Source organism: Streptomyces sp. BPTC-684 (assembly GCF_030028635.1).
Classification (GTDB): Bacteria; Actinomycetota; Actinomycetes; order Streptomycetales; family Streptomycetaceae; genus Streptomyces; species Streptomyces noboritoensis.
This window is the reverse complement of record NZ_CP124863.1, coordinates 773,676-799,293: the sequence shown is the minus strand read 5'-3', so window position 1 is coordinate 799,293 and position 25,618 is coordinate 773,676. Positions and strand designations below refer to the sequence as shown.

General features: G+C 72.3%; 22 protein-coding genes and 1 riboswitch. Of the genes, 14 read left to right on the top strand and 8 right to left on the bottom strand.

All coding sequences use genetic code 11. The features are described 5' to 3' along the window. Nucleotides 1–177: 177 nt before the first annotated feature. The 5 genes from QIY60_RS03495 (at nucleotide 178) to QIY60_RS03475 (ending at nucleotide 4,769) form a co-directional block, all read left to right on the top strand. Nucleotides 178–693, top strand: coding sequence for a CcdC protein domain-containing protein (locus QIY60_RS03495; protein WP_283141082.1), 516 nt, complete (start codon nucleotides 178–180; stop codon nucleotides 691–693). After that, complete coding sequence (locus QIY60_RS03490) at nucleotides 690–1,865, top strand: histidine kinase (RefSeq protein WP_283141081.1); 1,176 nt, start codon at nucleotides 690–692, stop codon at nucleotides 1,863–1,865. The genes QIY60_RS03495 and QIY60_RS03490 overlap by 4 nt, the downstream gene beginning before the upstream one ends. A gap of 122 nt (nucleotides 1,866–1,987) precedes the next feature. Further along, a complete protein-coding gene (locus QIY60_RS03485) occupies nucleotides 1,988–2,599 on the top strand; it encodes a response regulator transcription factor (RefSeq protein ID WP_283145802.1) in 612 nt (203 codons plus the stop codon). Between the two features lie 98 nt (nucleotides 2,600–2,697). Continuing rightward, nucleotides 2,698–3,174: a DUF485 domain-containing protein gene (locus tag QIY60_RS03480; RefSeq protein WP_283141080.1), complete on the top strand. Its 477-nt coding sequence runs from the start codon at nucleotides 2,698–2,700 to the stop codon at nucleotides 3,172–3,174. Beyond that, complete coding sequence (locus QIY60_RS03475; RefSeq protein ID WP_283141079.1) at nucleotides 3,171–4,769, top strand: cation acetate symporter; 1,599 nt, start codon at nucleotides 3,171–3,173, stop codon at nucleotides 4,767–4,769. Before QIY60_RS03480 ends, QIY60_RS03475 begins: the two co-directional genes overlap by 4 nt. Nucleotides 4,770–4,868: 99 nt before the next feature. Here the strand turns inward: QIY60_RS03475 and QIY60_RS03470 are convergent, their stop codons facing one another. Beyond that, a complete protein-coding gene (locus tag QIY60_RS03470; protein WP_283141078.1) occupies nucleotides 4,869–5,558 on the bottom strand; it encodes a response regulator in 690 nt (229 codons plus the stop codon). 134 nt (nucleotides 5,559–5,692) lie between these two features. Here QIY60_RS03470 and QIY60_RS03465 point away from each other — a divergent pair, with 134 nt between their 5' ends. The 3 genes from QIY60_RS03465 to QIY60_RS03455 are packed head-to-tail and all read left to right on the top strand — an operon-like array spanning nucleotide 5,693 to nucleotide 8,483. Further along, complete coding sequence (locus tag QIY60_RS03465; protein WP_283141077.1) at nucleotides 5,693–6,538, top strand: ABC transporter ATP-binding protein; 846 nt, start codon at nucleotides 5,693–5,695, stop codon at nucleotides 6,536–6,538. After that, the gene (locus QIY60_RS03460) at nucleotides 6,528–7,388 is read left to right on the top strand and encodes an ABC transporter permease (protein WP_283141076.1); all 861 of its coding nucleotides are present in this window, start codon (nucleotides 6,528–6,530) and stop codon (nucleotides 7,386–7,388) included. The genes QIY60_RS03465 and QIY60_RS03460 overlap by 11 nt, the downstream gene beginning before the upstream one ends. A 54-nt stretch (nucleotides 7,389–7,442) precedes the next feature. After that, entirely contained in the window at nucleotides 7,443–8,483 is a 1,041-nt protein-coding gene (locus QIY60_RS03455) for an ABC transporter substrate-binding protein (RefSeq protein WP_283141075.1), read from the top strand. Nucleotides 8,484–8,502: 19 nt separating this feature from the next. Here QIY60_RS03455 and QIY60_RS03450 read toward each other — a convergent pair whose 3' ends face one another. The 5 genes from QIY60_RS03450 to QIY60_RS03430 all read right to left on the bottom strand — a co-directional run bounded on the left by QIY60_RS03450 (nucleotide 8,503) and on the right by QIY60_RS03430 (nucleotide 12,815). After that, nucleotides 8,503–9,180, bottom strand: a complete 678-nt coding sequence (locus QIY60_RS03450) for a response regulator (protein ID WP_283141074.1) — start codon at nucleotides 9,178–9,180, stop codon at nucleotides 8,503–8,505. Beyond that, nucleotides 9,177–10,871: a sensor histidine kinase gene (locus QIY60_RS03445; RefSeq protein WP_283141073.1), complete on the bottom strand. Its 1,695-nt coding sequence runs from the start codon at nucleotides 10,869–10,871 to the stop codon at nucleotides 9,177–9,179. The genes QIY60_RS03450 and QIY60_RS03445 overlap by 4 nt, the downstream gene beginning before the upstream one ends. Nucleotides 10,872–11,168: 297 nt before the next feature. Beyond that, on the bottom strand, nucleotides 11,169–11,405 hold the full coding sequence (locus QIY60_RS03440; protein WP_283141072.1) for a hypothetical protein: 237 nt from the start codon (nucleotides 11,403–11,405) through the stop codon (nucleotides 11,169–11,171). Nucleotides 11,406–11,501: 96 nt separating this feature from the next. Next, complete coding sequence (locus QIY60_RS03435; RefSeq protein WP_283141071.1) at nucleotides 11,502–12,083, bottom strand: DUF6082 family protein; 582 nt, start codon at nucleotides 12,081–12,083, stop codon at nucleotides 11,502–11,504. 24 nt (nucleotides 12,084–12,107) lie between these two features. Beyond that, nucleotides 12,108–12,815 (bottom strand): DUF6082 family protein, encoded by a 708-nt coding sequence (locus tag QIY60_RS03430; RefSeq protein ID WP_283141070.1) that lies wholly within the window; start codon nucleotides 12,813–12,815, stop codon nucleotides 12,108–12,110. Between the two features lie 414 nt (nucleotides 12,816–13,229). Here QIY60_RS03430 and QIY60_RS03425 point away from each other — a divergent pair, with 414 nt between their 5' ends. Beyond that, complete coding sequence (locus QIY60_RS03425; protein WP_283141069.1) at nucleotides 13,230–14,333, top strand: CobW family GTP-binding protein; 1,104 nt, start codon at nucleotides 13,230–13,232, stop codon at nucleotides 14,331–14,333. 39 nt (nucleotides 14,334–14,372) lie between these two features. Here QIY60_RS03425 and QIY60_RS03420 read toward each other — a convergent pair whose 3' ends face one another. After that, nucleotides 14,373–16,823 (bottom strand): DNA topoisomerase IV subunit A, encoded by a 2,451-nt coding sequence (locus QIY60_RS03420; RefSeq protein ID WP_283141068.1) that lies wholly within the window; start codon nucleotides 16,821–16,823, stop codon nucleotides 14,373–14,375. A 181-nt stretch (nucleotides 16,824–17,004) separates the two neighbouring features. Between QIY60_RS03420 and QIY60_RS03415 the strand changes: the two genes are divergently transcribed. The 4 genes from QIY60_RS03415 (at nucleotide 17,005) to QIY60_RS03400 (ending at nucleotide 21,795) form a co-directional block, all read left to right on the top strand. After that, nucleotides 17,005–18,357: a pitrilysin family protein gene (locus tag QIY60_RS03415; RefSeq protein WP_283141067.1), complete on the top strand. Its 1,353-nt coding sequence runs from the start codon at nucleotides 17,005–17,007 to the stop codon at nucleotides 18,355–18,357. Further along, nucleotides 18,354–19,742, top strand: coding sequence for a pitrilysin family protein (locus tag QIY60_RS03410; RefSeq protein ID WP_283141066.1), 1,389 nt, complete (start codon nucleotides 18,354–18,356; stop codon nucleotides 19,740–19,742). The genes QIY60_RS03415 and QIY60_RS03410 overlap by 4 nt, the downstream gene beginning before the upstream one ends. 225 nt (nucleotides 19,743–19,967) lie before the next feature. Beyond that, nucleotides 19,968–20,128, top strand: a riboswitch (cyclic di-AMP (ydaO/yuaA leader). Between the two features lie 13 nt (nucleotides 20,129–20,141). Beyond that, complete coding sequence (locus QIY60_RS03405; protein ID WP_283141065.1) at nucleotides 20,142–20,912, top strand: M23 family metallopeptidase; 771 nt, start codon at nucleotides 20,142–20,144, stop codon at nucleotides 20,910–20,912. Nucleotides 20,913–21,117: 205 nt separating this feature from the next. Next, on the top strand, nucleotides 21,118–21,795 hold the full coding sequence (locus tag QIY60_RS03400; RefSeq protein WP_283141064.1) for a GntR family transcriptional regulator: 678 nt from the start codon (nucleotides 21,118–21,120) through the stop codon (nucleotides 21,793–21,795). Nucleotides 21,796–22,007: 212 nt separating this feature from the next. Here QIY60_RS03400 and QIY60_RS03395 read toward each other — a convergent pair whose 3' ends face one another. Beyond that, nucleotides 22,008–22,289 (bottom strand): HPr family phosphocarrier protein, encoded by a 282-nt coding sequence (locus QIY60_RS03395; protein WP_067165150.1) that lies wholly within the window; start codon nucleotides 22,287–22,289, stop codon nucleotides 22,008–22,010. A 174-nt stretch (nucleotides 22,290–22,463) separates the two neighbouring features. Between QIY60_RS03395 and QIY60_RS03390 the strand changes: the two genes are divergently transcribed. Next, nucleotides 22,464–25,583: a GNAT family N-acetyltransferase gene (locus QIY60_RS03390; protein ID WP_283141063.1), complete on the top strand. Its 3,120-nt coding sequence runs from the start codon at nucleotides 22,464–22,466 to the stop codon at nucleotides 25,581–25,583. Nucleotides 25,584–25,618: the final 35 nt, after the last annotated feature.

The window sequence follows — 25,618 nt, the reverse complement described above, 5'->3', positions numbered from 1 at the left end:
CGGCGGGCCCGGCCGGAGTGGCCGGGCCGGTCCGGGCGGCCGGGGTGGCGTGTCCACCCGTGGGTGGAGCCGAGAGCTCCACCCACGTTCAACCCCTGCTCCGATGTGTCTGACCAGCCCGTTTCCGTAACTTCGATGGCGTAGGGAAGTCCTGCCGTCGTGGTTCCGGAGGCCCAGATGTCCGCGCTCGTGAATGTGCTGGTGGCGGTAGCCGTCGTCGCGCTGATCGTCTCGCGCCAGGTGCGGCCCCAGCAGCCGGCCGACGCCAAGCGCTGGTGGCTCGTCCCGGCGGTCCTGGTGTACCTGGCGATACGGGAAAAGGGCCTGGTCGACCCGGACCACCACCTGGCCTCGGTGCTGCTGCTCGGCACGGAGGTCGCGACCGGGCTGCTCATGGGCGCGGCCTGGGGCTGGACCGGCAAGCTGTGGACCGGGGCGGACGGCTCGGTGTGGACCAAGGGCACCAGGGCGACGGCGGCCGTCTGGGCCGTGGGCATCGCCGTCCGGGTGGGGCTCGCCGGCATCGGCGCCCTGGCCGGGATACGGATGGGCACGGGCGCGCTGCTCCTCGGCCTGGCGGCCTCGCTCCTGGTGCGCAGCGGCATCCTGGTGCGGCGGGCCCAGTCGCTGCCCGCGTCGTACGGTGTTGCTGCCGACGGCCCGGCCCGGCCGCTGTGGAAGGACCGCGTGTGACCACCGACGTCTGGTTCACCTGGCCCTCGCGGGAGGCGCTCTCCGGCGAGGGGCTCAGCCGCGCACGGCTGGGCATCATGTGGGGCGTGCGCGGGCTGCTGCTCGGCGGAATGCTGTGGACCGCGATCAGCGAGAAGGGGCCCGACGGCTGGGCCTGGGCGGTGGGCGTCACCATGGTCCTGGTCATGGTCGTGCTGGCCCGGGCGTTCTGGCAGCAGACGCTCGCCCACCGGCTGTGGCCCTCGCTGGGGCTGCTCGCGCTGCTGATGGCGTCGGCGCTGGCGGCGCAGCAGACCGACTGGCACGTCTTCGCGATCATCGTGTGGTGCGGTTGCGCGATCTCCGCCCTGGAGCGGCTCCCGCTGGGCGCCGCCGTCCCCTGCACCCTGGTGGCCCTCGGGGCGTACGCGGTGGTGAACACCGACAGCTGGCTGACCACCGCCCTCACCACCGCGGGGCTCGGCCTCGCCGGATATGTGCTGCGGCTGGACGCGGAGGCGCGGGGCAGCGCCCAGCGGCTGCTCGCCCAGGAGCGGGCCGCCCGCGCCGCCGAGGCCGAGTCGGCCGCGCTCGCCGAGCGGGCCAGGATCGCCCGCGAGATCCACGATGTGCTGGCGCACAGCCTCTCCGCCCAGCTGGTGCATCTGGAGGCGGCCCGGCTGATGATCGAGCGCGAGCCCGCCGGGGACTTCCGGGACCGGATCCTGGAGCGGGTGGTCGCCGCCCGGTCGATGGCGCGGGACGGCCTGGCCGAGACCCGGCAGGCGCTCTCCGCGCTGCGCGGCGAGATCACGCCGGTCGAGGACTTCCTGCACACGCTCGTCGACGGCGGCGGGCCCGGCGGCCCGGCCGGGGTCGAAGTGGCGGGGGAGCGGCGGCCGTTGACGGCCGAGGCGTCCCAGGCGGTGCGGCGCGTGGCGCAGGAGGCCTTGACGAATGTGCGCAAGCACGCGCCGGGCGCGGCCGTGGCCGTCCGGCTGGAGTATCTGCCGGACGAAGTGGCCCTGGAAGTGCGGGACTCGGGCGGCGGCCGGGTCGCCGACGAACTGGCGGTGAGCGGTTCCGGATACGGTCTGCTGGGGATGAGGGAGCGCGCCGAGCTGCTCGGCGGGACCCTGGAGGCGGGACCGGAGGAGGAGGGCTTCGTGGTGAGGCTGAGGGTGCCGGCATGACCGGCGAAGGGGGCGGTGTGGCTGTGGGAGGTGCCGGGGCCGGGAGCGGGCCCGGAGGCGGGGGCCGCGCGATCCGCGTGGTCGTGGCGGACGACCAGTCGGTGGTGCGCGAGGGGATCGTGATGCTCCTCGGGCTGCTGCCCGGAGTCGAGGTGGTGGGCGCGGCCAGGGACGGCGAGGAGGCGGTCGCGCTGGTCGCCGAAGTGGCCCCGGACGTCGTCCTGATGGACCTGCGGATGCCGCGCTGCGACGGGGCCGAGGCCACCCGCCGCATCCGCTCCGCGTATCCGGGCACGCAGGTCGTGATCCTGACGACATACGCCGACGACGACTCGCTCTTCCCGGCGCTGCGGGCCGGGGCGCGCGGGTATCTGACCAAGGACGCGGGCGGCGACGAGATCGTCAAGGCGATACAGGACGTGCTGGCCGGACAGGCCGGTCTGGCGCCCTCGGTGCAACGGCGGCTGCTCGAACGGGTGACGGCGCCACCGCCCGCGGCGGCTCCGGCGGTGCTGCCCGACGGGCTCACCGGCCGCGAGGGCGAGGTGCTCGGCCTGGTCGCGGAGGGCCTGTCCAACCCCGAGATCTCCCGTGCGCTGCACATCTCCACGGCGACGGTGAAGACGCACATCAACAACATCTTCGCCAAGACGGGAGCCAGGGACCGGGCACAGGCCGTGCGGTACGCGTATCAGCACGGCCTGGCGCGGCCACCGGGTTCGGCCATCACCTAATGGGGTGAAGAGGGGGCGTTGAAGAGTGCGGGGGCGTCCCCTCTGCCCATCCTTGGGCACGCGGCCGAACAGGGCCGTGGACTAAGGAGTGTTGTTCGGTGGAGAGACAGGAACGGCACGAACCGGCGGCGGGACGGATCGACGACCCCTGGTACGACGCGCTCGCCTCCGGGTGGGGCGAACTGGACGGCACGGTACCCGCGTTCGCCCCGCCGCAGCAGCGGGCGGCCGAGCCGGACCCGGGGCACAGTGCGGCCGACATCTATCTGGAGGTGCAGCGCAGCGCCGCCTTCCAGGAAGTGCGCGCCCGCTACCGCAGGTTCGTGATCCCGGCCGCGCTGGCGTTCCTCGCCTGGTACATCGCGTATGTCGTCGCCGCGACCACCGCACCAGCCCTGATGGCCCGTCAGGTGGTCGGGGCGGTCAATGTCGCCATGGTCGCCGGGCTCGGCCAGTTCCTCTCCACCTTCCTGCTGACCTGGGCGTACGCGCGTCATGCGCGGCTGCGCCGGGACCGGGCCGCGCTCGAACTGCGCTGGGACACCCAGGAGATGACGCGGGGGATGGCCCGGTGAGCGTCGGCAGGGATCATCAGGCGCTGGCGCTGCTGCTGTTCAGCGCGTTCGTGGCGGCGACGCTGGCGATCACCACCTGGGTGAGCCGCAACCGGCGCGGCTCGGCGGAGGAGTTCTATGCGGGCGGGCGGCTGTTCTCCCCCATGGAGAACGGTTTCGCCATCGCGGGCGACTACATGTCGGCCGCCTCGTTCCTGGGGATCTCCGGACTCATCGCGCTCTTCGGGTACGACGGGATGCTCTACTCCGTCGGGTTCCTGGTGGCCTGGCTGGTGGTGCTGCTGCTGGTGGCCGAACTGGTCCGCAACTGCGGGCGGTTCACCCTCGCCGATGTGATCGCCGCCCGGATGAGCGAGCGCCCGGTGCGGATCGCGGCGGGAACTTCTTCGGTCACCGTGTCCGTTCTCTATCTGGTGGCGCAGATGGTCGGCGCGGGCAGTCTGGTGGCGCTGCTGATCGGCGGCTCCAGCGGCGCGGCCCGCTCGTGGACCGTCATCGGCGTGGGCGCGCTGATGGTGGTCTATGTGTCGCTCGGCGGGATGCGGGCGACCACCTGGATCCAGATCGTGAAGGCCGTCCTCCTCATGGCCGGAGCGGTCACGCTCACCGTGCTGGTGCTGATGCGCTTCCACGGCAACATCAACCTGCTGCTCAACACGGCGGCCGATCGGAGCGGCCACGGAAAGGAGTTCCTCTCCCCGGGGCTCAGATACGGCGGCGGCTGGACCGCGCGGCTCGACTTCATCAGCCTGGGCCTGGCCCTGGTGCTCGGTACGGCGGGGCTGCCGCACATCCTCTCCCGCTTCTACACGGTGCCGACCGCCCGGGCCGCGCGCCGCTCGGTCGTCTGGGCGATCGGTCTCATCGGCGGCTTCTATCTGATGACCATCGTGCTCGGCTTCGGCGCGGCCGCCGTGGTCGGCTCCGCCGAGGTGAAGTCCGCGAACGCGGCGGGGAACACGGCCGTACCGCTGCTGGCGCTGGATCTGGGCGGCGGTGCGGGTTCCACAGGCGGAACGGTTCTCTTCGCGGTCGTGGCCGCGGTGGCCTTCGCCACCATCCTGGCCGTCGTCGCCGGGATCACGCTCGCCTCCTCCGCCTCCGTCGCCCATGACCTGTACGCCTCGCTGCGGCGGCGCCACGCCAAGCAGCACAGCGAGGTCGCGGTGGCCCGGGTCGCCGCCGCCGGGATCGGGGCGGTCGCCATCGGCCTCGGGCTGCTGGCCCGGGACCTGAACGTGGCGTTCCTGGTCGGGCTGGCCTTCGCGGTCGCGGCCTCGGCCAATCTGCCCGTGCTGCTCTACACGCTGTTCTGGCGGAACTTCACCACCCGGGGCGCGGTCTGGTCGGTCTACGGCGGGCTGGTTCCGGCGCTGGTCCTGGTGGTGCTCTCACCGGTGGTCTCGGGCGGGCCGCACGCGCTGTTCCCCGGGGTGGACTTCCAGTTCTTCCCGCTGGAGAACCCGGGGCTCGTCTCCATTCCGCTGGGCTTCCTGTCCGGGTGGCTGGGCACGCTGACCTCGCCCGAGCCGCCGGACGAGGCCCGCCACGCGGAGACGGAGGTGCGGTCGCTGACGGGGGCGGGCGCGGTCTAGCTGCCGAGCAGGATCGATCCTCCCGAGGTCAGGGCCGCGCGTCCGCCGCCCTCGTGGCCCGGGCCGTCCGTCAGACGTCCGCCGGGCCCGGCCCGTCCCTCACACCGCCCAGGCGTACCGGTGTTCCGGGCGGCCCGTCTCCCCGTACCGCAGGGTGAGGCGGAGGCGGCCGGACTGCTCCAGGAGCCGGAGGTAGCGCTGGGCGGTGGAGCGGCTGAGGCCGGTGCGGCCCGCCACCTCATGGGCCGACAGCGGATGGTCCGCGTGGTGCAGCACCTCGCGGATCAGCTCCGCCGTGGGCTCCGAGTGGCCGCTGGGCAGCCCGGGGGCGGTCGCGGCGGTCCGCAGCGCCCCGAAGATCCGGTCGACCTGGTCCTGCCCGGTTCCCTCGGCGCCGTCCTCCCCGGCGCGGTCCACGGTGCGGCGCAGGGTCGCGTACGCGTCGAGCTTGGTCCGCAGGCCCGCGAAGGTGAACGGCTTGACGAGGTAGTGCAGCGCGCCGTGGCGCATCGCGGCCTGGACGGTGGCCACGTCGCTGGCCGAGGTCACCATGATCACGTCGGTGTGGTGGCCGAGCCGGCGCATCCGGCGGACCAGCGAAAGACCGGTCTCGTCCGGCAGGAAGTGGTCGAGCAGCACCAGGTCGACCCGGTGGCGCTCCAGTGCCGCCAGTGCCTGGGCGGCGCTGTGCGCGCGGGCGACGACCCGGAACCCGGGAACCTTCCCGACGTATGCCGCGTTGATCTCGACGACACGGAAGTCGTCGTCCACGACCAGGACGTCTATCAACGTGTTTCCTTCCCGTTGAATCCCCGCAGTTGTAGCGCGAGCAAAACGAGCACAACAGGGGTCAGCGAGCAGAAGTGCGGCTTGCGCCCACAAGGCTGCCGCCGTGCCCGGCGCCGCCTCTACGGTCCCGCTCCATGAGCACAGAGCAGAGGGGCACAGAGCGGAGCGGCCCCGGCAGAAGCCCCGCCATCGAACTGCGGAGCGCGAGCAAATCGTTCCGTACGCCGTCCGGGGCGCTGCACACGGCCGTCCGGGACCTGGACCTGACCGTGGGGCGCGGTGAGTTCGTCGCCGTGGTCGGCCCCACCGGCTGCGGGAAGTCGACGACCCTGACCCTGGTGAGCGGTCTGGAGGAGCCCACCGAAGGCGAGGTCCTGGTGGCCGGGGAGCCGGTGGACGGCATCGGCGACAAGGTCGGCTTCGTCTTCCAGCAGGACGCCGTCTTCCCCTGGCGGACCGTCCTGTCGAACGTGATGGCGGGGCCGCGCTTCAGGGGCGCGTCGAAGGCGGAGGCCAGGGAGCGGGCCCGCGCCTGGCTGGCCCGGGTCGGGCTCGCGTCCTTCGAGGACCGCTATCCGCACCAGCTCTCCGGCGGCCAGCGCAAGCGCGTCGCCCTCGCCGCGACCTTCGTCAACGACCCCGAGATCCTGCTGATGGACGAGCCGTTCTCGGCGCTCGACGTACAGACCAGGGCGCTGATGTCCGACGAACTCCTCGACCTGTGGTCCGGAACGGGATCCTCCGTCGTCTTCGTCACCCATGACCTGGAGGAGTCGATCGCCCTCGCCGACAGGGTCGTCGTGATGACCGCGGGCCCCGCGACCGTCAAGCAGGTCTTCGACATCGACCTGCCGCGCCCCCGCAAGGTCGAGTCGATCCGTCTGGAGCCCCGGTTCATCGAGATCTACCGGGAGATCTGGGAGTCGCTCGGCGAAGAGGTCCGCATCACCCGGGAGCGGGGTGCCGCCGATGTCGCCTGACACGATCGCCGCCGCCCCGGCCAAGCCGACCGAGCGGACGAAGGCGCGGGCGCGCGCCGCGCGCAACCGGCGCTTCCTGGTCCACGGAAGCCGTGTCGTGCTGCTGGTCGCCGTGATCGCGCTCTGGGAGGTGCTGGCCCGCACCAAGGCCATCGATCCCTTCAACTTCTCGATGCCGTCGAAGATCTGGGAGCAGATACGCGACTGGGCCGTGCACGGCACCGCGCAGGGCTCCCTGTGGGAGCAGATCTGGTACACGCTGTACGAGGCGCTGCTCGGCTGGATCATCGGCGTCCTGGGCGGTGTCGTCCTCGGCATCACCCTCGGCCGGATCCGGTTCCTCGCCGATGTCCTCGGCCCGTACATCAAGGTACTCAACGCGATCCCGAGGATCGTGCTCGCGCCGATCTTCCTCATCTGGTTCGGGCTCGGCCCGGCCTCCAAGGTCGCGTCGGCGGTCGTCCTGGTCTTCTTCCCGGTCTTCTTCAACGCGTTCCAGGGCGCCCGCGAAGTCGACCGAAATCTGGTGAACAACGCCCGCATCCTGGGCGCGAGCAACCGCCGGGTCACCCTCCAGGTCGTCGTTCCCTCCGCCACGTCCTGGATCTTCACCAGCCTCCACATCAGCTTCGGGTTCGCGCTGATCGGCGCGATCGTCGGCGAGTACATCGGCGCGACCAAGGGCCTCGGGCTGCTCGTCGCCGCCTCGCAGGGGACGTTCAACGCCGCCGGGGTGTACGCGGCGATGGTCATCCTCGCGGTCGTCGCCCTGCTCACCGAGGGGCTGCTCACCTTCGCCGAACGCCGGCTGTTCCGCTGGCGGCTCACCGAGCCCGGCGCCGAACGCTGACGGGCCCGCCCCCCCTGTACTTCCCACTCTCACCTATCACCGGGACGTGATGACATGCGCAGCCACCACTTCAGCAGAATCCCCGCGGCCGTCCTGGCGGGCGCCCTGGCCGCCACCGCCCTCACCGCCTGCGGCTCGGACGACTCCGGCTCCGGCTCGTCGAACAAGGTCAAGATCATGGTCGGCGGTCTGGACAAGGTCATTTATCTGCCCGCGATGCTCACCCAGCAGCTCGGCTTCTTCAAGGCCGAGGGCCTGGACGTCCAGCTGCTCAGCGAGCCCGCCGGGGTGCAGGCCGAGACCGCGCTGATCTCCGGCGACGTCCAGGGCGCCGTCGGCTTCTACGACCACACGCTCGACCTCCAGGTCAAGGGCAAGCAGGTGGAGTCGGTGGTGCAGTTCTCGCACGCGCCGGGCGAGGTGGAGATCGTCTCCAGCAAGGCCGAGGGTGACATCGCCACGCCCAAGGACTTCAAGGGGAAGAAGCTCGGCGTCACCGGCCTCGGCTCGTCGACCGACTTCCTCACCAAGTACCTGGCGGTCCGCGACGGGCTGAAGACCAGCGACTTCACGCCGGTTGCGGTCGGCGCGGGCCAGACGTTCATCGCCGCCCTGAAGCAGGGCTCCATCCAGGGCGGCATGACGACCGACCCGACGGTCGCCAACGTCCTGGACCAGAAGCTCGGCAAGGTCCTCATCGACATGCGGACGCCCGAGGGCTCGCGGGCCGCGCTCGGCGGCCCGTACCCCTCGTCGAGCCTCTACATGAACGCGAGTTGGGTGAACGGGCACCAGGAGACCGTGCAGAAGCTGGCGAACGCGCTGGTCAAGACGTTGCGGTGGATGTCCTCGCACAGTGCGGAGGAGATCGCGGCGAAGATGCCCGCCGACTATGCGAAGGGCGGCAAGGCGCTCTACGCGCAGTCCATCAAGAGCACCCTGCCGATGTTCACCAAGGACGGAGTGATGCCCGCCGACGGCCCCGAGACGGTCGAGAAGGTCCTGAAGGCGTTCAACCCCAACCTCAAGAACGCGGACGTGGACCTGTCCAAGACGTTCACCACCGAGTTCGTGAACAAGGTCCCCAAGGGCTGAGACACCCCGGACCCCGGTGTCAGCGGCCGGTCGCCCACTCGTAGCGGTGCTCGGGGCGGCCGGTCTCCCCGTAGCGCAGACCGAGCCGCACCCGGCCCGCCCGCTCCAGGAGCTTCAGATAGCGCTGGGCCGTCTGCCGGCTCACCCCCGCCCGCTCCGCGATCTCCTGTGCCGAGAGCGGGCCGTCGGCCGCGAGCAGCACCTGGCGCAGCAGTTCGGCGGTGGTGGGGGAGTGGCCCTTGGGCAGGTCGGGCTCGGCGGAGACCGAGAGGGCGCCGAAGATCCGGTCCACCTGGGCCTGTTCGGCCTCGCCGCCGCCGTCGAGGGTGCGGCGCAGCGCGGCGTACGCCTCCAGCTTGGTGCGCAGCCCCGCGAAGGTGAACGGCTTGACGAGGTACTGGAGCGCCCCCTGGCGCATCGCGGCCTGGACGGTGCTCACGTCGCGGGCGGCCGTCACCATGATCACGTCGGTGTGGTGGCCGAGCCGGCGCAGCTCGCGTACGACGGCGAGGCCGTTCTCGTCCGGCAGATAGTGGTCGAGCAGGATGAGATCGACGGGGCGCTCGGCGATGAGCGCGAGCGCCTCCGCGGCCGAATGCGCCTTCGCCACCACCCGGAAACCGGGAACCTTTTCGGCGTACGCGGCATTGATGTCGGCGACCCGCCGGTCGTCGTCCACGACGAGGACGTCGATCATCGCGCCTCCCTGGGCAGTACGGTCCCGTCCGGATCGCCGCGCAGTACGGCCCCATCCGGATCCCTGTCCAAGGCCTCGCTCAGCGCCTCCGGCAGGACCACGGTGAACTCGGCCCCGCCGTCCGGACCCGTCGCCACGCGCGCGTGCCCGCCCTGCCGCTCGGCGAACCGCCGGACCAGGGCGAGCCCCAGGCCCCGCTTGCCGTGGGCGGGCAGAGCCTTGGTGGACCAGCCCTCGGTGAAGATCAGTTCGCGCTGCCCGTCGGGAACGCCGGGGCCGCTGTCGACGACCCGCAGCACGGCCGTACGCCCCTCGGCGCGCAGCGTCACCCCGACCGAGGCGTCCGGAGTGCCGGCGGCCGCGTCCAGTGCGTTGTCCACGAGGTTCCCGACGACGGTGACGAGCCCGCGCGGGTCGACCAGCCGGTCGGGGAGCAGGGTGTCCGGGGTGATGCGCAGGGCGACCGCGCGCTCGGCCGCCACGGTGGCCTTGCCGACCAGCATCGCCGCGAGCAGCGGGTCGCGGACCTTCTCGGTGACCTGCTCGGCGGTGGTCCGGTGCACCCCGACGACCTCGGTGACGAACTCGACCGCCTCGTCGTGCATCTCCAGCTCCAGCAGGCCGAGCAGGGTGTGCAGCCGGTTGGCGTGCTCGTGGTCCTGGGCGCGCAGGGCGTCGATGAGGCCGTGGGTGGAGTCCAGCTCGCGCCCCAGGCGCTCCAGCTCGGTGCGGTCCCGCAGGGTGGCCACGGCGCCGCCGTCGTCGGTCGGCACGCGGTTGGCGACCAGGACGCGGTGGCCGCGTACGGTCAGCAGATCGGTGCCCGAGACGCGGCCCGCGAGCACATCGGTCGTCCGCCCCGCGCCGAGCACCTCGTCCAGGGGACGGCCCGCGGCCTCGGGGCCGACGCCGAGCAGCCGCTGGGCCTCGTCGTTGAGCAGCCGGATCCGGCCGGTCCGGTCGAGCGCCACCACGCCCTCGCGGATCGAGTGGAGCATCGCCTCGCGCTCCGCGAGCAGCGCAGAGATGTCGGAGAAGGCCAGGTCACGGGTCTGTTTCTGGATCCGTCGGGAGATCAGGTACGCGGCGAGCGCGCCCGCCGCGAGGGCGCCGCCCGCGTAGGCGAGCAGCCCGGGGATGGCGGCCAGCAGCCGGGCGCGCACGCTGTCGTACTCGATCCCGACCGACACCGCCCCCACGATGGCGCCGCCGGAGTCCCGCAGCGGCACCTTGCCGCGTGCCGAGCGGCCCAGCGTGCCGCTGTCGATCTCCATGACCTCCTCGCCCGCCAGCGCCTCGCTGGGGTCGGTGGAGACGACCTTGCCGATCTGCCGGCCGTCGGTGTGCGACCAGCGCACGCCGTGCCGGTCCATGACCACCACGTATTCGGCGCCGGTGGCCCGGCGGATCCGCTCGGCCTCGCGCTGTACGGGGCCGTCGGCGGCGGGCCGGGACGCGACCAGGTCCGCCGCGACCTGCGGCTGGGCGGCCGTCGACTGGGCGATGGCGAGGGCCCGGCGCATCGCCTGGTCGTCGAGCTGGTGGCTGAGCGGGGCGAGGAACAGGCCGGTCGCGAGCACGGTGACACCGGCGGCGATGGCCAGCTGCATCAGCAGCACCTGGGAGAAGACGCGCTGCGGCCAGCCGAACCGCCGCCGTCCGGGTGGGGGCGTGCTGGGGACGGCATTCATGCCTATGCACGGTAGACGGCTCCGCGGCGCATTCCGAAATCTGTTCGTACCGTGGGCGCCGCCCGCATTCGCGGCGGCTGTTTCGCCCGACAGCGCCCTGGGGCCCGTCGGCCGGGGGTCTTCCCACACTGAGCCCGAAGGGGACCATCGATGAGACGCACCCGGCTCCGCCCCACCCTGACCGCCCGCGGCACCAGCACCAGCGGGCCGGTGGACCACACCGGGCGACTGCCGAGGGACACCGCTGTCTGGCTTCGGGCGTGAATTCCTTATCCGCTCTTTATCTTTATCGGCTCCTCATGCCTCCGGGATGTCCGCCTTGGCGCGCACCAGCGTTTCGCGGGTGATCGCGACGATCCGCTCGTATTCGGCCCGCGCGGCGTCACTCGGCAGCTTGCCGTCCAAGTCGTCGGTCATGTCCGTGCCGATGACGGCGAACCTGCCGTCGCTCAACTCGAAGATGTCCGGGCACGTCTGTCCCGACAGGCTGCCGCGTTCCCGTGGGGAGGCACCGACCCTGCGCACGATTTTCACCAAGGGACCGTTCCAATGGCTCGGAGGAGTCTAGGACGTAGGACAGATAACCAGACTCTCGGAGGCCGCGGTGGGCCCGTGCGGAATTGGTGAGGATTACCTCAACTTGCTGATGTTTCGCACGATCTCGTCCACACGGCGGCCGAGACGTGCCTCCTGCGAGTCCTTCTGCAGCGCTGCCCGGTGCTGCCGGGTGAACTCCCAGTATTCGCGGAAAATAGGACTGCGGCAGATGACCCGCAGATGCCCGCCGATCTCGCTCTCGCTCGTCGAACCGGTCCGGTACGCGTGCAGCACATTGCTGTAGAGGGCGTTCGCGTAGAGGAACTGCCGCTGTTTGACCGGGGGCACGTCCTCCTCGAACGTGTCCAGGACCGCCGCGAGTTCGGGGTCGTCCATGGCCTTGCTGAGCAGGTCGAAGTGGAGCCGGTGCTGGTGGGTGAGGGTCATCCGGCGGGCCAGCAGCCGGTGCTGGAGGGCGAGTCCGGCGGCGCCCGCGGCGACCGCGAGCCCGGCGAAGACGCCGCCGGCGGAGGCCCCGGCGGCCGCCGGGGCGATCGCGTGGAACCCGGCGCCGAGCGCCAGGCTGAGGACGGCGGCCAGCGCCACGGCGCCCGCCGCGAGCGCCGCCGTCGCCGCCGTACCGTCGTGCTGTCCGGTTCTGTGCAGGCTGGTCATGTCTCTTCTCCCGTACGACTGTTACTACTCTGGGGGAGCGGGCGGCCCCGGCGTGGCCCTGATCTCCTCATCGATCAGCTCTGCCAGTTTCCTTTCGTGACTGTCCCCGGGAAGCGCGAATTTCGCGTCCCTGGAGAGCGCCCAGTAGCGACGATAGGGCTCGCTGCTCCGTAAGGACCGTGCGTGTACGCGCAGTTCGTCGTCCGAATAGCTGCCCCACTGGCGGGCGAGCAGCAAGTGCCCGAACGTCAGGTTGGCGAACAGGTACTGACGCTCCTCCTCGTGAGGGATACCCGGAAAGCCGTTCCACACTGCCGCGAGCGACGGATCCTCCATGGCCATCCGGGTGAGCTGCACATGGAGGGAGCGCATATTCGCCTCGGCGCTGCGGTGCAGTTCCTGGCGGGACTGGGTCAGTTCCTCGCGCTGGTCCGCGAGTTCGGTCCGCTGCATGCGCAGTTCCTGGTATTGGAGCAGCAGCGCCACCACGAGTATGAGGAATGCCAGGCCGGAGAAGACGGCGCTGGCGGCGCTGAAATAGTTGCCGATCTGGCTGCGGTGCTCGGCGCGGCCGAGGCTGCCCTCGCGCCGCTGGACGGTGTCGATGAGCCAGCCGCTGACCAGGACGGCGGCGGCACTCACCAGGGCGGTTCCGGCGAGCGTGGCGGCCGTCCAGAGGGCGAACTTCGCGGTGGAGCGGAGCCAGGCGGACGGGGCTGGGGTTCCTGTCATGAGACCTCCCGGGTGTGGGCAGTCAATCTGCCCGCGAGCCCTTTGGGCGACGCGCGGCCGGGACGGCGGGCGCGGGCGTTCCGGCCACGGGCGGGGGGCGCTCGGGCGCGTGGGGTGCGGCTGATGCGCTGCGGGCGGGTGGCGACGTGCTGACGCGCCGCGGGGGAGGGCATCGGGCTGGACCCACGTCGTCCGGGCAGTCCGATCCCGTCCGGTCGCCTCATCCGCTCCGGCCGTCCCGTCCCGTCCGGGCGCCCCGTCCCTCCGACCCACCCCGTCGGGGCTGCCCCACCTCGCCCGGGCCGCCCCCCGTCCCGTCCACGGCCTCCCTGCCCCGGGGACGCCAATATCCTGGAGCGGGCCCGAGGAACGTCCCCGGGCCCCGCCCACGCCCCCCGCCTGAGAGAGGCCCCCGTGAGTCCGACCGGTCCGACCCAGCAGATCCCCGTCGTCGTCCTCGCGGGCTTCCTCGGCTCGGGCAAGACCACCCTGCTCAACCATCTCCTCCGGGCCAGCAGGGGCACCCGGATCGGGGCGATCGTCAATGACTTCGGGTCCATCGAGATCGACGCGATGACCGTGGCCGGACAACTCGGCGACTCGACGCTGTCGCTCGGCAACGGCTGCCTGTGCTGCGCCGTCGACGCGAGCGAGCTCGACGTCTATCTGGAGAAGCTGACCCGGCCCGCCGCCCGGCTCGACGTCGTCGTCATCGAGGCGAGCGGCCTCGCCGAGCCGCAGGAGCTGGTGCGGATGGTCCTGGCCAGCGAGAACCCCCGGGTCGTGTACGGCGGGCTCGTCGAGGTCGTCGACGCGGCCGAGTACGAGGCGACCCGTGAGAAGCACCCCGAGATCGACCGGCACCTCGCGGTCGCGGACCTCGTGGTGCTCAACAAGACCGACCGGGTGCCCAGGGCGGGCCTCGACCGGCTGCGCGCGTCGCTCGGCGGGGCCGCGTCGGTGGTCGAGTCCGTGTACGGCCGCGTCGACCCGGAACTGTTCTTCGACCGCAGGCCGAGCACCGAGCGGGTCGGGCAGCTCGCCTTCGAGGACCTGCTGGACGACGAGGAGGAGCACGGGCACGGGGAGGCGTGCGGCCCCGAGTGCGGCCACGGGCACGCGGCCCATCTGCACGCCGCGTACGAGTCCGCCGCCTTCACCTCGGCCGCGCCCATGGACCCGCGCCGGCTGATGGCCTTCCTCGACAGCCGCCCCGAAGGCCTCTACCGCATCAAGGGGTTCGTCGACTTCGGCGCGGCCGACCCGCGCAACCGCTACGGCGTCCACGCCGTCGGCCGCTTCCTGCGCTTCTACCCGGAGCCCTGGCCGCCGGGCGAGGAGCGCCTCACCCAGCTCGTCCTGATCGGCTCCGGGATCGACGCGGAAGGCCTGCGCAAGTCACTGGAGGCGGCGGTCGCGGGCCCGGGGGAGATCCAGGACGAGCCCGCGATGTGGGGCGTGCTCCGCTACGTACAGCAGGCGGACGAGGCCGAGGAGGCCCCGGGCGCGGACGACTGACCGCGGCCGGAGCCTCCCCGTACGACTGCCCTCGTACCGCTACGACGCCGGGCCCGCCAGCACCGTCACCGCGTGGCCCAGCGGCGTGCCCGAGCCGTCGCGGCGCGGGTCCGGCTCCGGGAGCTCCACCGGCGTGCCGTTGGCCTGCGCCGCCTTCGCCGGGGCCGCGCCCGCCCAGGCCAGGACCAGCATGTCCTCGCCCTTCAGGAACCGCTGGCAGCGCACCCCGCCGGTGGCCCGGCCCTTGCGCGGATACTGGTCGAACGGCGTCAGCTTGACGGTCGCCGCCGAGTCCCCGAGCAGTGTGCCGCGCGAGCCCGCCACCGTGAACACCACGCCGTCCGCCGCCGGGTCGACCACGGTGAACGAGATCACCTTGGCGCCCTCGGCGACCTTGATGCCCGCCATACCGCCCGCCGGGCGGCCCTGCGGCCGTACCTGCGAGGCCTGGTAGCGCAGCAGCTGGGCGTCGTCCGTGATGAAGACCAGGTCCTCCTCGCCGGTGCGCAGCTCCGCCGCGCCGACGATCCGGTCGCCGTCCTTGAGGGTGATGACCTCCAGCTCGTCCTTGTTGGCCGGATAGTCGGGCACCACGCGCTTGACCACGCCCTGCTCGGTGCCGATCGCCAGCCCCGGCGACGACTCGTCCAGGGTCGTCAGACAGACCAGTGTCTCGTCGGCCTCCAGCGACAGGAACTCCGAGACCGGGGCGCCGCCCGAGAGGTTGGGCGCCGCCGCCGTGTCCGGCAGCTGCGGCAGGTCGATCACGGCGAGCCGCAGCAGCCGCCCGGCCGAGGTGACCGCGCCGACGTCGCCGCGCTGGGTGGCGGGCACCGCGGACACGATCACATCGTGCTTGGTGCGCCGCTCGGCCTCCGCGAGCGGTTCCGCGTTCGCCGTACGCGCCAGCAGGCCCGTCGAGGAGAGCAGCACCCGGCACGGGTCGTCCGCGACCTCCAGGGGCACGGCCGCGACCGGCGCGCCCGCCGACTCCAGCAGGACCGTCCGCCGCTCGGTGCCGAACTTCTTGGCCACCGCGGCCAGTTCGGTCGAGACCAGCTTGCGCAGCTCGGTGTCGGACTCCAGGATGCCGGTCAGCTCGTCGATCTCACCGGTGAGCCGGTCGCGCTCGCTCTCCAGCTCGATGCGGTCGAACTTGGTGAGCCGGCGCAGCGGGGTGTCCAGAATGTACTGCGTCTGGATCTCGCTGAGCGAGAAGTGCTCGATCAGGCGCTGCTTGGCCTGCGCCGAGTTGTCACTCGACCGGATGAGACGGATGACCTCGTCGATGTCGAGGAGCGCGACGAGGAGGCCCTCCACCAGGTGCAGCCGGTCGCGGCGCTTGGTGCGGCGGAACTCGCTGCGGCGGCGCACGACCTCGAAGCGGTGGTCGAGGTAGACCTCCAGGAGCTCCTTGAGGCCCATGGTGAGCGGCTGGCCGTCCACAAGGGCCACGTTGTTGATGCCGAAGGACTCCTCCATCGGCGTCAGCTTGTAGAGCTGCTCCAGGACGGCCTCGGGCACGAAGCCGTTCTTGACCTCGATGACCAGGCGCAGACCGTGCGAGCGGTCGGTGAGGTCCTTGACGTCGGCGATGCCCTGGAGCTTCTTCGAGCCGACCAGGTCCTTGATCTTGGAGATCACCTTCTCCGGGCCCACCGTGAACGGCAGTTCCGTGACGACCAGGCCCTTGCGGCGGGCCGTCACGTTCTCCACCGACACCTTGGCGCGGATCTTGAAGGTGCCGCGGCCCGACTCGTACGCGTCCTTGATGCCGGACAGGCCGACGATCCGGCCGCCGGTCGGCAGGTCGGGGCCGGGGACGAAGCGCATCAGCGCTTCCAGGTCCGCGTTCGGATACCGGATCAGGTGGCGGGCGGCGGCGATGACCTCGCCCAGGTTGTGCGGCGGCATGTTCGTGGCCATGCCGACCGCGATCCCCGTCGCGCCGTTGACCAGCAGGTTCGGGAACGCGGCGGGCAGGGCCACCGGCTCCTGCTCCTGGCCGTCGTAGTTCGGGGAGAAGTCGACGGTGTCCTCGTCGATCGACTCCGTCATGAGCGAGGTGGCGTCGGCCATCCTGCACTCGGTGTAGCGCATCGCGGCCGGCGGGTCGTCGTTGCCGAGCGAGCCGAAGTTGCCGTGGCCGTCGACCAGCGGCAGGCGCATGGAGAAGGGCTGAGCCATCCGCACCAGCGCGTCGTAGATCGACGCGTCGCCGTGCGGGTGGAGCTTGCCCATGACCTCGCCGACCACGCGCGCGCACTTCACGTAGCCGCGCTCGGGGCGCAGGCCCATCTCGTTCATCTGGTAGACGATGCGGCGGTGGACCGGCTTCATGCCGTCGCGGGCGTCCGGCAGGGCCCGCGAGTAGATCACCGAGTAGGCGTACTCGAGAAAGGAGCCCTGCATTTCGTCCACGACGTCGATGTCGAGGATCTTCTCCTCGAAATCGTCCGGCGGCGGGGTCTTCGTGCTGCGGCGGGCCATCGCGGCTGTGGCTCCTTCACCAACGAGTTCTTCTTAGCGACCACCAACAAGGTCTGCTGCTGACGCCGACCATTGTGGACCGTCCCACTGACAACGCCGACCGCGACCCGGGAACTTCGCCAGGTGTCGGTGCGCTTGCATACAGTGGCAGGACTTCTTCACCGCGATCGAAGGGACGTACATGCCCATGGGTCACACGGCCACCGCCCAGGCCGGCTCCGGCGGCCTGACAGCGACCGAGCACCGGCTGGCCAACGGCCTGCGCGTGGTGCTCTCCGAGGACCACCTGACCCCGGTCGCCGCGGTCTGCCTCTGGTACGACGTGGGTTCCCGCCACGAGGTCAAGGGCCGCACGGGCCTGGCTCACCTCTTCGAGCACCTGATGTTCCAGGGCTCGCACCAGGTCCACGGAAACGGTCACTTCGAGCTGGTGCAGGGCGCGGGCGGCTCGCTCAACGGCACCACCAGCTTCGAGCGCACCAACTACTTCGAGACCATGCCCACGCACCAGCTGGAGCTGGCGCTGTGGCTGGAAGCCGACCGCATGGGCTCCCTGCTCTCCGCCCTGGACGACGAGTCCATGGAGAACCAGCGCGACGTCGTCAAGAACGAGCGCCGCCAGCGGTACGACAACGTGCCGTACGGCACGGCGTTCGAGAAGCTCACCGCCCTTGCCTACCCCGAGGGCCACCCGTACCACCACACGCCGATCGGCTCCATGGCCGACCTGGACGCGGCGACGCTGGAGGACGCCCGGAACTTCTTCCGTACGTACTACGCGCCGAACAACGCGGTCCTCTCGGTCGTCGGCGACATCGACCCGGAGCGCACCCTCGCCTGGATCGAGAAGTACTTCGGCTCCATCCCGACCCACGACGGCAAGCAGCCGCCGCGCGACGGCGCGCTGCCCGGCGTCATCGGCGAGCAGCTGCGCGAGGTCGTCCACGAGGACGTCCCCGCGCGCGCCCTGATGGCCGCCTACCGGCTGCCGCACGACGGCACGCGCGAGTGCGACGCCGCCGACCTGGCGCTCACCGTCCTCGGCGGCGGCGAGTCCTCCCGCCTGCACAACCGCCTGGTGCGCCACGACCAGAGCGCCGTGGCGGCCGGGTTCGGCCTGCTGCGGCTGGCCGGCGCGCCCTCGCTCGGCTGGCTGGACGTGAAGACGTCCGGCGGCGTCGAGGTCCCCGACATCGAGTCGGCCGTCGACGACGAGCTGGCCCGGTTCGCCGAAGAGGGCCCCACGGCCGAGGAGATGGAGCGCGCCCAGGCCCAGCTGGAGCGCGAGTGGCTGGACCGGCTCGGCACGGTCGCGGGCCGCGCCGACGAACTGTGCCGGTACGCGGTGCTGTTCGGCGACCCCCAGCTCGCCCTGACCGCCGTCGACCGGGTGCTCGACATCACCGCCGAGGAGGTGCGGGACGTGGCCCGGGCCACCCTGCGCCCGGACAACAGGGCGGTGCTGGTGTACGAGCCGACGACCGCCGAAGCAGATGACGCGGCCGACGCCGACGCCAAGGGAGCAGAGCAGTGAGCGAGACCGGCGTGACCATGCAGTTCCACCCCCAGCCGGCCGCCGGCACCGCGCGTCCCTGGGCGTTCCCCGCCCCCGGCCGCGCCACCCTGCCCAACGGGCTCACCGTGCTGCGCTGCGACCGCCCCGGCCAGCAGGTCGTGGCCGTCGAGATCTTCCTCGCCGCCCCGCTGGACGCCGAGCCGGCGGGCCTGGACGGCGTCGCCACGATCATGGCGCGCGCGTTCTCCGAGGGCACCGACAAGCGCTCCGCCGAGGAGTTCGCCGCCGACCTGGAGCGCTGCGGCGCCACCCTGGACGCGCACGCGGACCACCCCGGCGTGCGGGTCTCCCTCGAAGTGCCGGTCTCCCGGCTGCCCAAGGCGCTCGGCCTGCTCGCGGAGGCGCTGCGCGCCCCCGCGTTCGCCGACGCGGAGGTCGACCGGCTGGTCCGCAACCGCCTGGACGAGATCCCGCACGAGCTGGCCAACCCGGCCCGCCGCGCCGCCCAGCAGCTCTCCAGGGAGCTCTTCCCGGCCACCGCGCGCATGTCGCGCCCGCGCCAGGGCACCGAGGAGACCGTCACGCGGATCGACGCGTCGGCGGTGCGGGCCTTCTACGAGGCGTACGTACGCCCGGCGGCGGCCACCGCGGTGGTCGTGGGCGACCTGGGCGCCACCGACCTGGACGCGGTCCTGGCGGACACCCTGGGCGCCTGGACCGGCACCCCGGCCGTGGAGCGCCCGATGCCCCCGGTCACCGCCGACGACACCGGCCGCGTGGTCATCGTCGACCGGCCCGGCGCCGTCCAGACGCAGCTGCTGATCGGCCGGATCGGCCCGGACCGCCACGACCGGGTCTGGCCCGCCCAGGTCCTCGGGACGTACTGCCTGGGCGGCACGCTCACCTCCCGCCTGGACCGCGTCCTGCGCGAGGAGAAGGGCTACACGTACGGAGTGCGGGCGTACGGACAGGTGCTGCGCTCCGGCGCGGAGGGCACCGGCGCTGCCATGCTCGCCATCAGCGGCTCGGTCGACACGCCCAACACCGGCCCGGCCCTCGACGACCTGTGGACGGTGCTGCGCAAGCTCGCCGCCGAGGGTCTCGACGACGCCGAGCGGGAGACCGCCGTGCAGAACCTGGTGGGCGTGGCCCCGCTCAAGTACGAGACGGCGGCCGCCGTCGCCGGGACGCTGGCCGACCAGGTCGAGCAGCACCTCCCGGACGACTTCCAGGCGCAGTTGTACGCGCGGCTGGCCGACACGGGCACCGTGGAGGCCACCGCGGCGGTCGTCAGCGCCTTCCCGGTGGACCGTCTGGTGACCGTCCTGGTCGGTGACGCGGCGCAGATCGAGGAGCCGGTCAAGGCGCTCGGCATCGGTGAAGTCACCGTCGTCGCGGGCTGATTGAGCCACCCGCCGGGGCTGTCCCGCAGGCGGGCGGACGAGGTGGGTGAGGACCCCGGTGGCCGAGTGGCCGTCGGGGTCCTCCCTTATGTCCGGTTTATTGGGGAGGTTGCCTGTCTGTCATGTGGCGTGCGCTACAAAAAGACGTGTCTGTTTGGTGATTGAAAGATCGGCCGTCTAGCGTCGGTCGGGCTGTCCGTCACCACCCGTCGCAGCCGCGGCACCGGACAGCGATCGCCGAGTCCCCAACTGGCGCGAGCCAGGGGAGCCGGGGACCCACTCAGTCCCTGGGGTGAATCGGACGCCTCCGCCCGCGGAGGGGCCCGTAGGAGACCTTCCAGCTCCGAACCCGTCAGCTAACCCGGTAGGCGAGATGGAAGGAAAGGACACCGCCTCTCCATGGCGTTCACCCGTGCCACCGGGAAACACCGTCGTCCGAGCGCCGTGTCGCGCAAGAGCGCGAACATAGCGGGCATCGCCACCCTCGCCACCGCCGGCGTCGTGGGCACCCTCGCCTCCCCGGCCCTGGCCGCCGAGAACGCGGCGCCCGCCGCGGCCTCCGTCGAGGACACCGGCATCACCCAGGCCATCGTGATCGGCGACTCCCTCGCCGACCGCATCGACGCCCAGGCCGCCGCCCAGAAGCACGCCGCCGACAAGGCCCGCGCCGCCGCCGAGGCGAAGCGCAAGGCCGAGGCGAGGGCCAAGGAGGAGCGCGAGGCCAAGGAGCGCGCCGCCCGCGAGGCCGAGCGCAAGCGCCTCAACTCCTTCGTCGCCCCGATCGACGGCGGTTACGTCTCCACCGGCTACAAGACCGGCGGCTCGATCTGGTCCTCCGGCAGCCACACCGGCATCGACTTCCATGCGGGCGAGGGCACCTCGGTGCACGCCGTCGGCCTGGGCACCGTCGTCGAGGCGGGCTGGGGCGGCGCGTACGGCAACAACATCGTGATCCGGATGAACGACGGCACGTACACGCAGTACGGCCACCTGTCGTCCATCGGCGTCTTCGTCGGCCAGCGCGTCGAGCCGGGCCAGCAGATCGGCCTCTCCGGCAACACCGGCAACACCACCGGCCCGCACCTCCACTTCGAGGCCCGCACGGCGCCGACGTACGGCTCGGACATCGACCCGATCGCGTATCTGCGCTCGCACGGCGTCAACGTCTGACGGCCGTCCCCGCACGTTCCACCGGAGCCCCCGGCGCACCCGCGCCGGGGGCTCCGGCGTCCGGGCCGGATGCGGAGAGCCGTCCGTGGCCAAAAGATATGCATTGCATACGGCATGTCACCGGGAATTAACAGCCGCTGGAATAGAGTCGCCGAACAGGCGTCGATCGACCGCGTTTCGCGGGGATTAAGGCGGAGGTTCGGTCATGCGCATTCCGGCGCAATCGGTATGCACGGCAATCCGCGACGACATCGTCGCGGGGCTCTTCGCGCGCGGCAGCCGGCTCACCGAGGAAGTGCTCGCCCGGCGGTACGGGGTCTCGCGCGTCCCGGTCCGCGAGGCGCTGCGCACGCTGGAGTCCGAGGGGTTCGTCACCACGCGCCGGCACGCCGGGGCCTGTGTCGCCGAGCCGACCGAGCAGGAGGCCGCCGACCTGCTCGAACTGCGCGCGATGCTGGAGCCGCTGGCCGCCTCGCGGGCCGCCGCCCGGCGCACCGAGGCCCATCTCAAGGTGCTGCGCGGCCTGGTCAGGCTGGGTCAGGACCGCATCCGGCGGGCCCAGGGCGAGGATCTGCGCTCGCTGGGCGTCTGGTTCCACGAGACGCTCGCCCAGGCCTCCGGCAGCCCCGGCCTCATCGCGCTGCTCACCCAGCTGCGGCACAAGATCGCCTGGATGTACGTGGTGGAGCAGCCCGCGCTGCCCGCCGAGTGCTGGGCGGAGCACGGGGCGCTCGTGGACGCGGTGGCACGCGGCGACGCGGAGCGGGCCAGGTCGCTGGCGGCCCACCACGCCGAGCGTGCGTTTTCCGCCTATCGCCTGCGGCGCCCGGTGGACGTGAGGACTTCGCAACATGCCGTAAACGCCGCGAGCGCCCGCGCTTAACGGGGTCGCCGTATACAAAGGGAGTGCTGGGGCGGGGTTCTTTTGCGCTGCCCGGAATCGCCGCGGGAATTGGCGGCGCGAGCACGAGGCTCGCGCAGTCGTGTATCCCACCCGAATAGAAAGGAGCCGCGGACCCTGAATTCAGGATCCGCGGCTCCTTTCGCGAAGTGCGGTGACGCGCCGGTCCGGGCCGTTCGGCCGACCGGATGCGGTCAGACGGTCTCGGGGAGCTCCTCGAGGCCCTCCGCGACGAGCTTCGCCAGGCGCTCCAGGGCCGCCTCGGCGCCCTCCGCCTCGGAAGCCAGCACGATCTCCTCGCCGCCCTGCGCACCCAGGCCGAGCACCGCGAGCATGGAGGCGGCGTTGACCGGGTTGCCGTCGGCCTTGGCGATCGTCACGGGGACGCCGGAGGCCGTGGCGGCGCGGACGAAGATGGAAGCGGGGCGGGCGTGCAGGCCCTCGGCCCAGCCGACATTGACGCGGCGCTCAGCCATGGTGATGCCCTTCGAAATCTCTGACGGTTGTCTAGACCAGTCTCTCATGTCCTGCGGAGTGCTCGTGCCGACGTCGGTCCCGGATCCGGCGGCCCTTCGGCCCTGGCCGCCGTCTCCACCCTGCCCCCTACCTTGACCTGACCGCAGCGGCCCCGCGACCCGTAGGCTGCCGGTATGCAGGCTCCCCAGGAGAAGACGCAGGACCCCGCGTACCCGGCCCACTGGGAGGCCGACGTCGTGCTGCGCGACGGGGGGACCGCGCGGATCAGGCCCATCACGACCGACGACGCGGAGCGGCTCGTCTCGTTCTACGAGCAGGTGTCGGACGAGTCCAAGTACTACCGCTTCTTCGCGCCCTACCCCCGGCTGTCGGCGAAGGACGTGCACCGCTTCACCCATCACGACTACGTGGACCGCGTCGGGCTCGCGGCGACGGTGGGCGGCGAGTTCATCGCGACCGTCCGCTACGACCGGATCAACGCGCAGGGCAGGCCGGCCTCGGCGCCGGCCGACGAGGCCGAGGTGGCGTTCCTGGTCCAGGACGCGCACCAGGGGCGCGGGGTCGCCTCCGCGCTGCTCGAACACATCGCGGAGGTCGCGCGCGAGCGGGGGATCCGGCGGTTCGCGGCGGAGGTGCTGCCCGCCAACAACAAGATGATCAAGGTGTTCACTGACGCGGGCTACCAGCAGAAGCGTTCCTTCGAGGACGGCTCGGTCCATCTCACGCTCGATCTGGAGCCGACCGCCGAGTCGCTGGCCGTGCAGCGCGCCCGCGAGCAGCGCGCGGAGGCGCGCTCGGTGCAGCGGCTGCTCGCCCCCGGCTCGGTGGCCGTGATCGGCACCGGGCGCGCGCCCGGCGGCGTGGGCCGCACGGTGCTGCGCAACCTGCTCGGGGCGGGGTTCACCGGACGGGTGTACGCGGTCAACAGGGCCTTCCCGGAGGGCGGTTCCGAGGTCGACGGCGTACGTGGAGTCCGCTCGCTCGGCGACATCACCGAACAGGTCGACCTCGCGGTGGTCGCGGTCCCGGCCGAGCGGGTGCCGGAGGCGGTCGCGGAGTGCGGCGAGCACGGGGTGCAGGGCCTTGTGGTCCTGTCCGCCGGGTACGCCGAGAGCGGCGCGGCCGGACGCGAGCGCCAGCGCGAACTGCTGCGGCAGGTGCGGTCGTACGGCATGCGGCTGATCGGCCCCAATGCCTTCGGCGTCATCAACACCGCACCCGGCACGCGCCTGAACGCCTCGCTCGCCCCCGAGCCGCCGCAGCGCGGCCGGATCGGCCTGTTCACCCAGTCGGGCGCGATCGGGATCGCACTCCTGTCGGGCCTGCACCGGCGGGGCGCGGGCCTGTCGACGTTCATCTCGTCGGGCAACCGGGCGGACGTCTCGGGCAACGACATCCTCCAGTACTGGTACGAGGACGCGGACACGGACGTGGTCCTGCTGTACCTCGAATCCATCGGCAACCCGCGGAAGTTCACGCGGCTCGCTCGGCGGACGGCGAGGGTGAAGCCGGTGGTCGCGGTGAAGGGCGCCCGCCACAGCGGCTCGACCCCGCCGGGCCACGCGGTCCCGGTGACGCGGGTCCCGGACGCGGCCGTGTCGGCGCTGCTGCGCCAGGCGGGCGTGATCCGGGTGGACACGGTGACCGAGCTGGTCGACGCGGGCGTCCTCCTCGCGGGCCAGCCGCTCCCGGCGGGCCCGCGCGTGGCCATCCTCGGAAACTCGGAGTCCCTCGGCCTCCTCACGTACGACGCCTGCCTCACGGAGGGCCTGCGCCCGCACCCGCCGGTCGACCTCACGACGGCGGCCACCCCCGAGGACTTCCGCGACGCGCTGGCGCGGGCCCTGGCGGACGAGTTCTGCGACGCGGTGGTGGTCACGGCGATCCCCTGGGTGGGCGAGCCCAACTACCCCGACGAAGCCCTGGCCACGGCCCTCCAACAGGCCACAGCCACGGCTCCGGCGAAGCCGGTGGCGGTGGTGCACGTGGAGCTGGGGGGCTTGGCGGAGGCGCTGGCCAGCGCGGCGAGCACGGGGCGGCGCAACGCGGCTGCGGGCCGTGGGTCCGCTGTGCCCACCCTCCCCCAAGCTCCCGGCTCCGCTCGAGCAGGGGGGACCCCCATCGCCCCAGCGGAACGACTGCCCACAGCTGAAGGCAGCAGTCCGGCGCGGCGGGCCGGGGCTGCGGGCCCCGAGGTGGCCCCAGGGCACAGCCCCCAGGGGGTGCAGGGGCGCAGCCCCGCGGCTGGCGCGGGCGCGGTTCCCGCGGTGGTGCCCGGGGCGCAGTCCGAGCGGGGCGCAGGGGCCGCAGGCCCCGCCGGGGGGCCGGGGGCGGAGCCCCCGGGGGCTTCCTCCTACCTCGACCCACCCCCACCCCCGGAGGGTCCAGGGAAGGGGCGGGGTGGGGAACAAAACCCCGCCCACCCCCACCGCATCCCCGCCTACCCCGCCGCAGAACGAGCCGTACGCGCCCTCGCGGAAGCCGTCCGGTACGGGCAGTGGCGGCGGCAGGCCGCCGAGCAGGGGAAGGTGCCGGAGTACGACGACATCGACGAGACCGGGGCCGCCGCCGACATCGAGCGGCTGCTCGGGGACGCGGACCCGAGGGGGACGACCCTCGCCGCCGCCGACGCGGAGGCCCTGCTCGGCAGGTACGGCATCCCCGTCCGACGGGCCCTGCCCGCGCCCCACCCGGACGCCGCCGTCGACGCCGCCACCCGCCTCGGCTACCCCGTGGCCCTCAAGACCACCGCCCCCCACCTGCGCCACCGCCCCGACCTCGGCGGCGTCCGCCTCGACCTCGCCGACGAGGAGCAACTGCGGCGCGCGTACGCCGAGTTGACCCAGGTCCTCGGCAAGCCGGAGGAGCTGCTGCCGGTCGTCCAGGCGATGGCACCGCGCGGGGTGGACACCGTCGTACGCGCCGCCATCGACCCGGCCGTCGGCGCCGTGCTCTCCTTCGGCCTCGCCGGAGCCGCCTCCGAGCTGCTCGGCGACACCGGCCACCGGCTGGTCCCGGCCACCGACCGGGACGCCGCCGAGCTGGTCCGGTCGATCCGGACCGCACCCCTCCTCTTCGGCTGGCGCGGCTCCGCGCCGGTGGACACGGCCGCCCTCGAAGAGCTGCTGCTGCGGGTATCCCGCCTGGTCGACGACCACCCGGAGGTCGTCGCCGTCTCCCTGGAACCGGTCGTCGTCGCCCAGCACGGCCTCTCCGTACTCGGCGCGAGCCTGCGCCTGGCGCCCCCGCCGCCCCGCTCCGACCTGGGGCCGAGGCGTCTGCCCAGCTACTGAAACGATCGGGCCCGAAGGCCCCGTAGGATGGAGCT

What these genes read in the sequence shown, in the direction of transcription:
- QIY60_RS03495 (WP_283141082.1), top strand. Translation starts at nt 178, where the DNA reads ATGTCCGCGCTCGTGAATGTGCTGGTGGCGGTAGCCGTCGTCGCGCTG.
- QIY60_RS03485 (WP_283145802.1), top strand. Translation starts at nt 1,988, where the DNA reads ATGCTCCTCGGGCTGCTGCCCGGAGTCGAGGTGGTGGGCGCGGCCAGG.
- QIY60_RS03465 (WP_283141077.1), top strand. Translation starts at nt 5,693, where the DNA reads ATGAGCACAGAGCAGAGGGGCACAGAGCGGAGCGGCCCCGGCAGAAGC.
- QIY60_RS03460 (WP_283141076.1), top strand. Translation starts at nt 6,528, where the DNA reads ATGTCGCCTGACACGATCGCCGCCGCCCCGGCCAAGCCGACCGAGCGG.
- QIY60_RS03455 (WP_283141075.1), top strand. Translation starts at nt 7,443, where the DNA reads ATGCGCAGCCACCACTTCAGCAGAATCCCCGCGGCCGTCCTGGCGGGC.
- QIY60_RS03450 (WP_283141074.1), bottom strand. Translation starts at nt 9,180, where the DNA reads ATGATCGACGTCCTCGTCGTGGACGACGACCGGCGGGTCGCCGACATC.
- QIY60_RS03445 (WP_283141073.1), bottom strand. Translation starts at nt 10,871, where the DNA reads ATGAATGCCGTCCCCAGCACGCCCCCACCCGGACGGCGGCGGTTCGGC.
- QIY60_RS03435 (WP_283141071.1), bottom strand. Translation starts at nt 12,083, where the DNA reads ATGACCAGCCTGCACAGAACCGGACAGCACGACGGTACGGCGGCGACG.
- QIY60_RS03430 (WP_283141070.1), bottom strand. Translation starts at nt 12,815, where the DNA reads ATGACAGGAACCCCAGCCCCGTCCGCCTGGCTCCGCTCCACCGCGAAG.
- QIY60_RS03420 (WP_283141068.1), bottom strand. Translation starts at nt 16,823, where the DNA reads ATGGCCCGCCGCAGCACGAAGACCCCGCCGCCGGACGATTTCGAGGAG.
- QIY60_RS03415 (WP_283141067.1), top strand. Translation starts at nt 17,005, where the DNA reads ATGCCCATGGGTCACACGGCCACCGCCCAGGCCGGCTCCGGCGGCCTG.
- QIY60_RS03405 (WP_283141065.1), top strand. Translation starts at nt 20,142, where the DNA reads ATGGCGTTCACCCGTGCCACCGGGAAACACCGTCGTCCGAGCGCCGTG.
- QIY60_RS03400 (WP_283141064.1), top strand. Translation starts at nt 21,118, where the DNA reads ATGCGCATTCCGGCGCAATCGGTATGCACGGCAATCCGCGACGACATC.
- QIY60_RS03395 (WP_067165150.1), bottom strand. Translation starts at nt 22,289, where the DNA reads ATGGCTGAGCGCCGCGTCAATGTCGGCTGGGCCGAGGGCCTGCACGCC.
- QIY60_RS03390 (WP_283141063.1), top strand. Translation starts at nt 22,464, where the DNA reads ATGCAGGCTCCCCAGGAGAAGACGCAGGACCCCGCGTACCCGGCCCAC.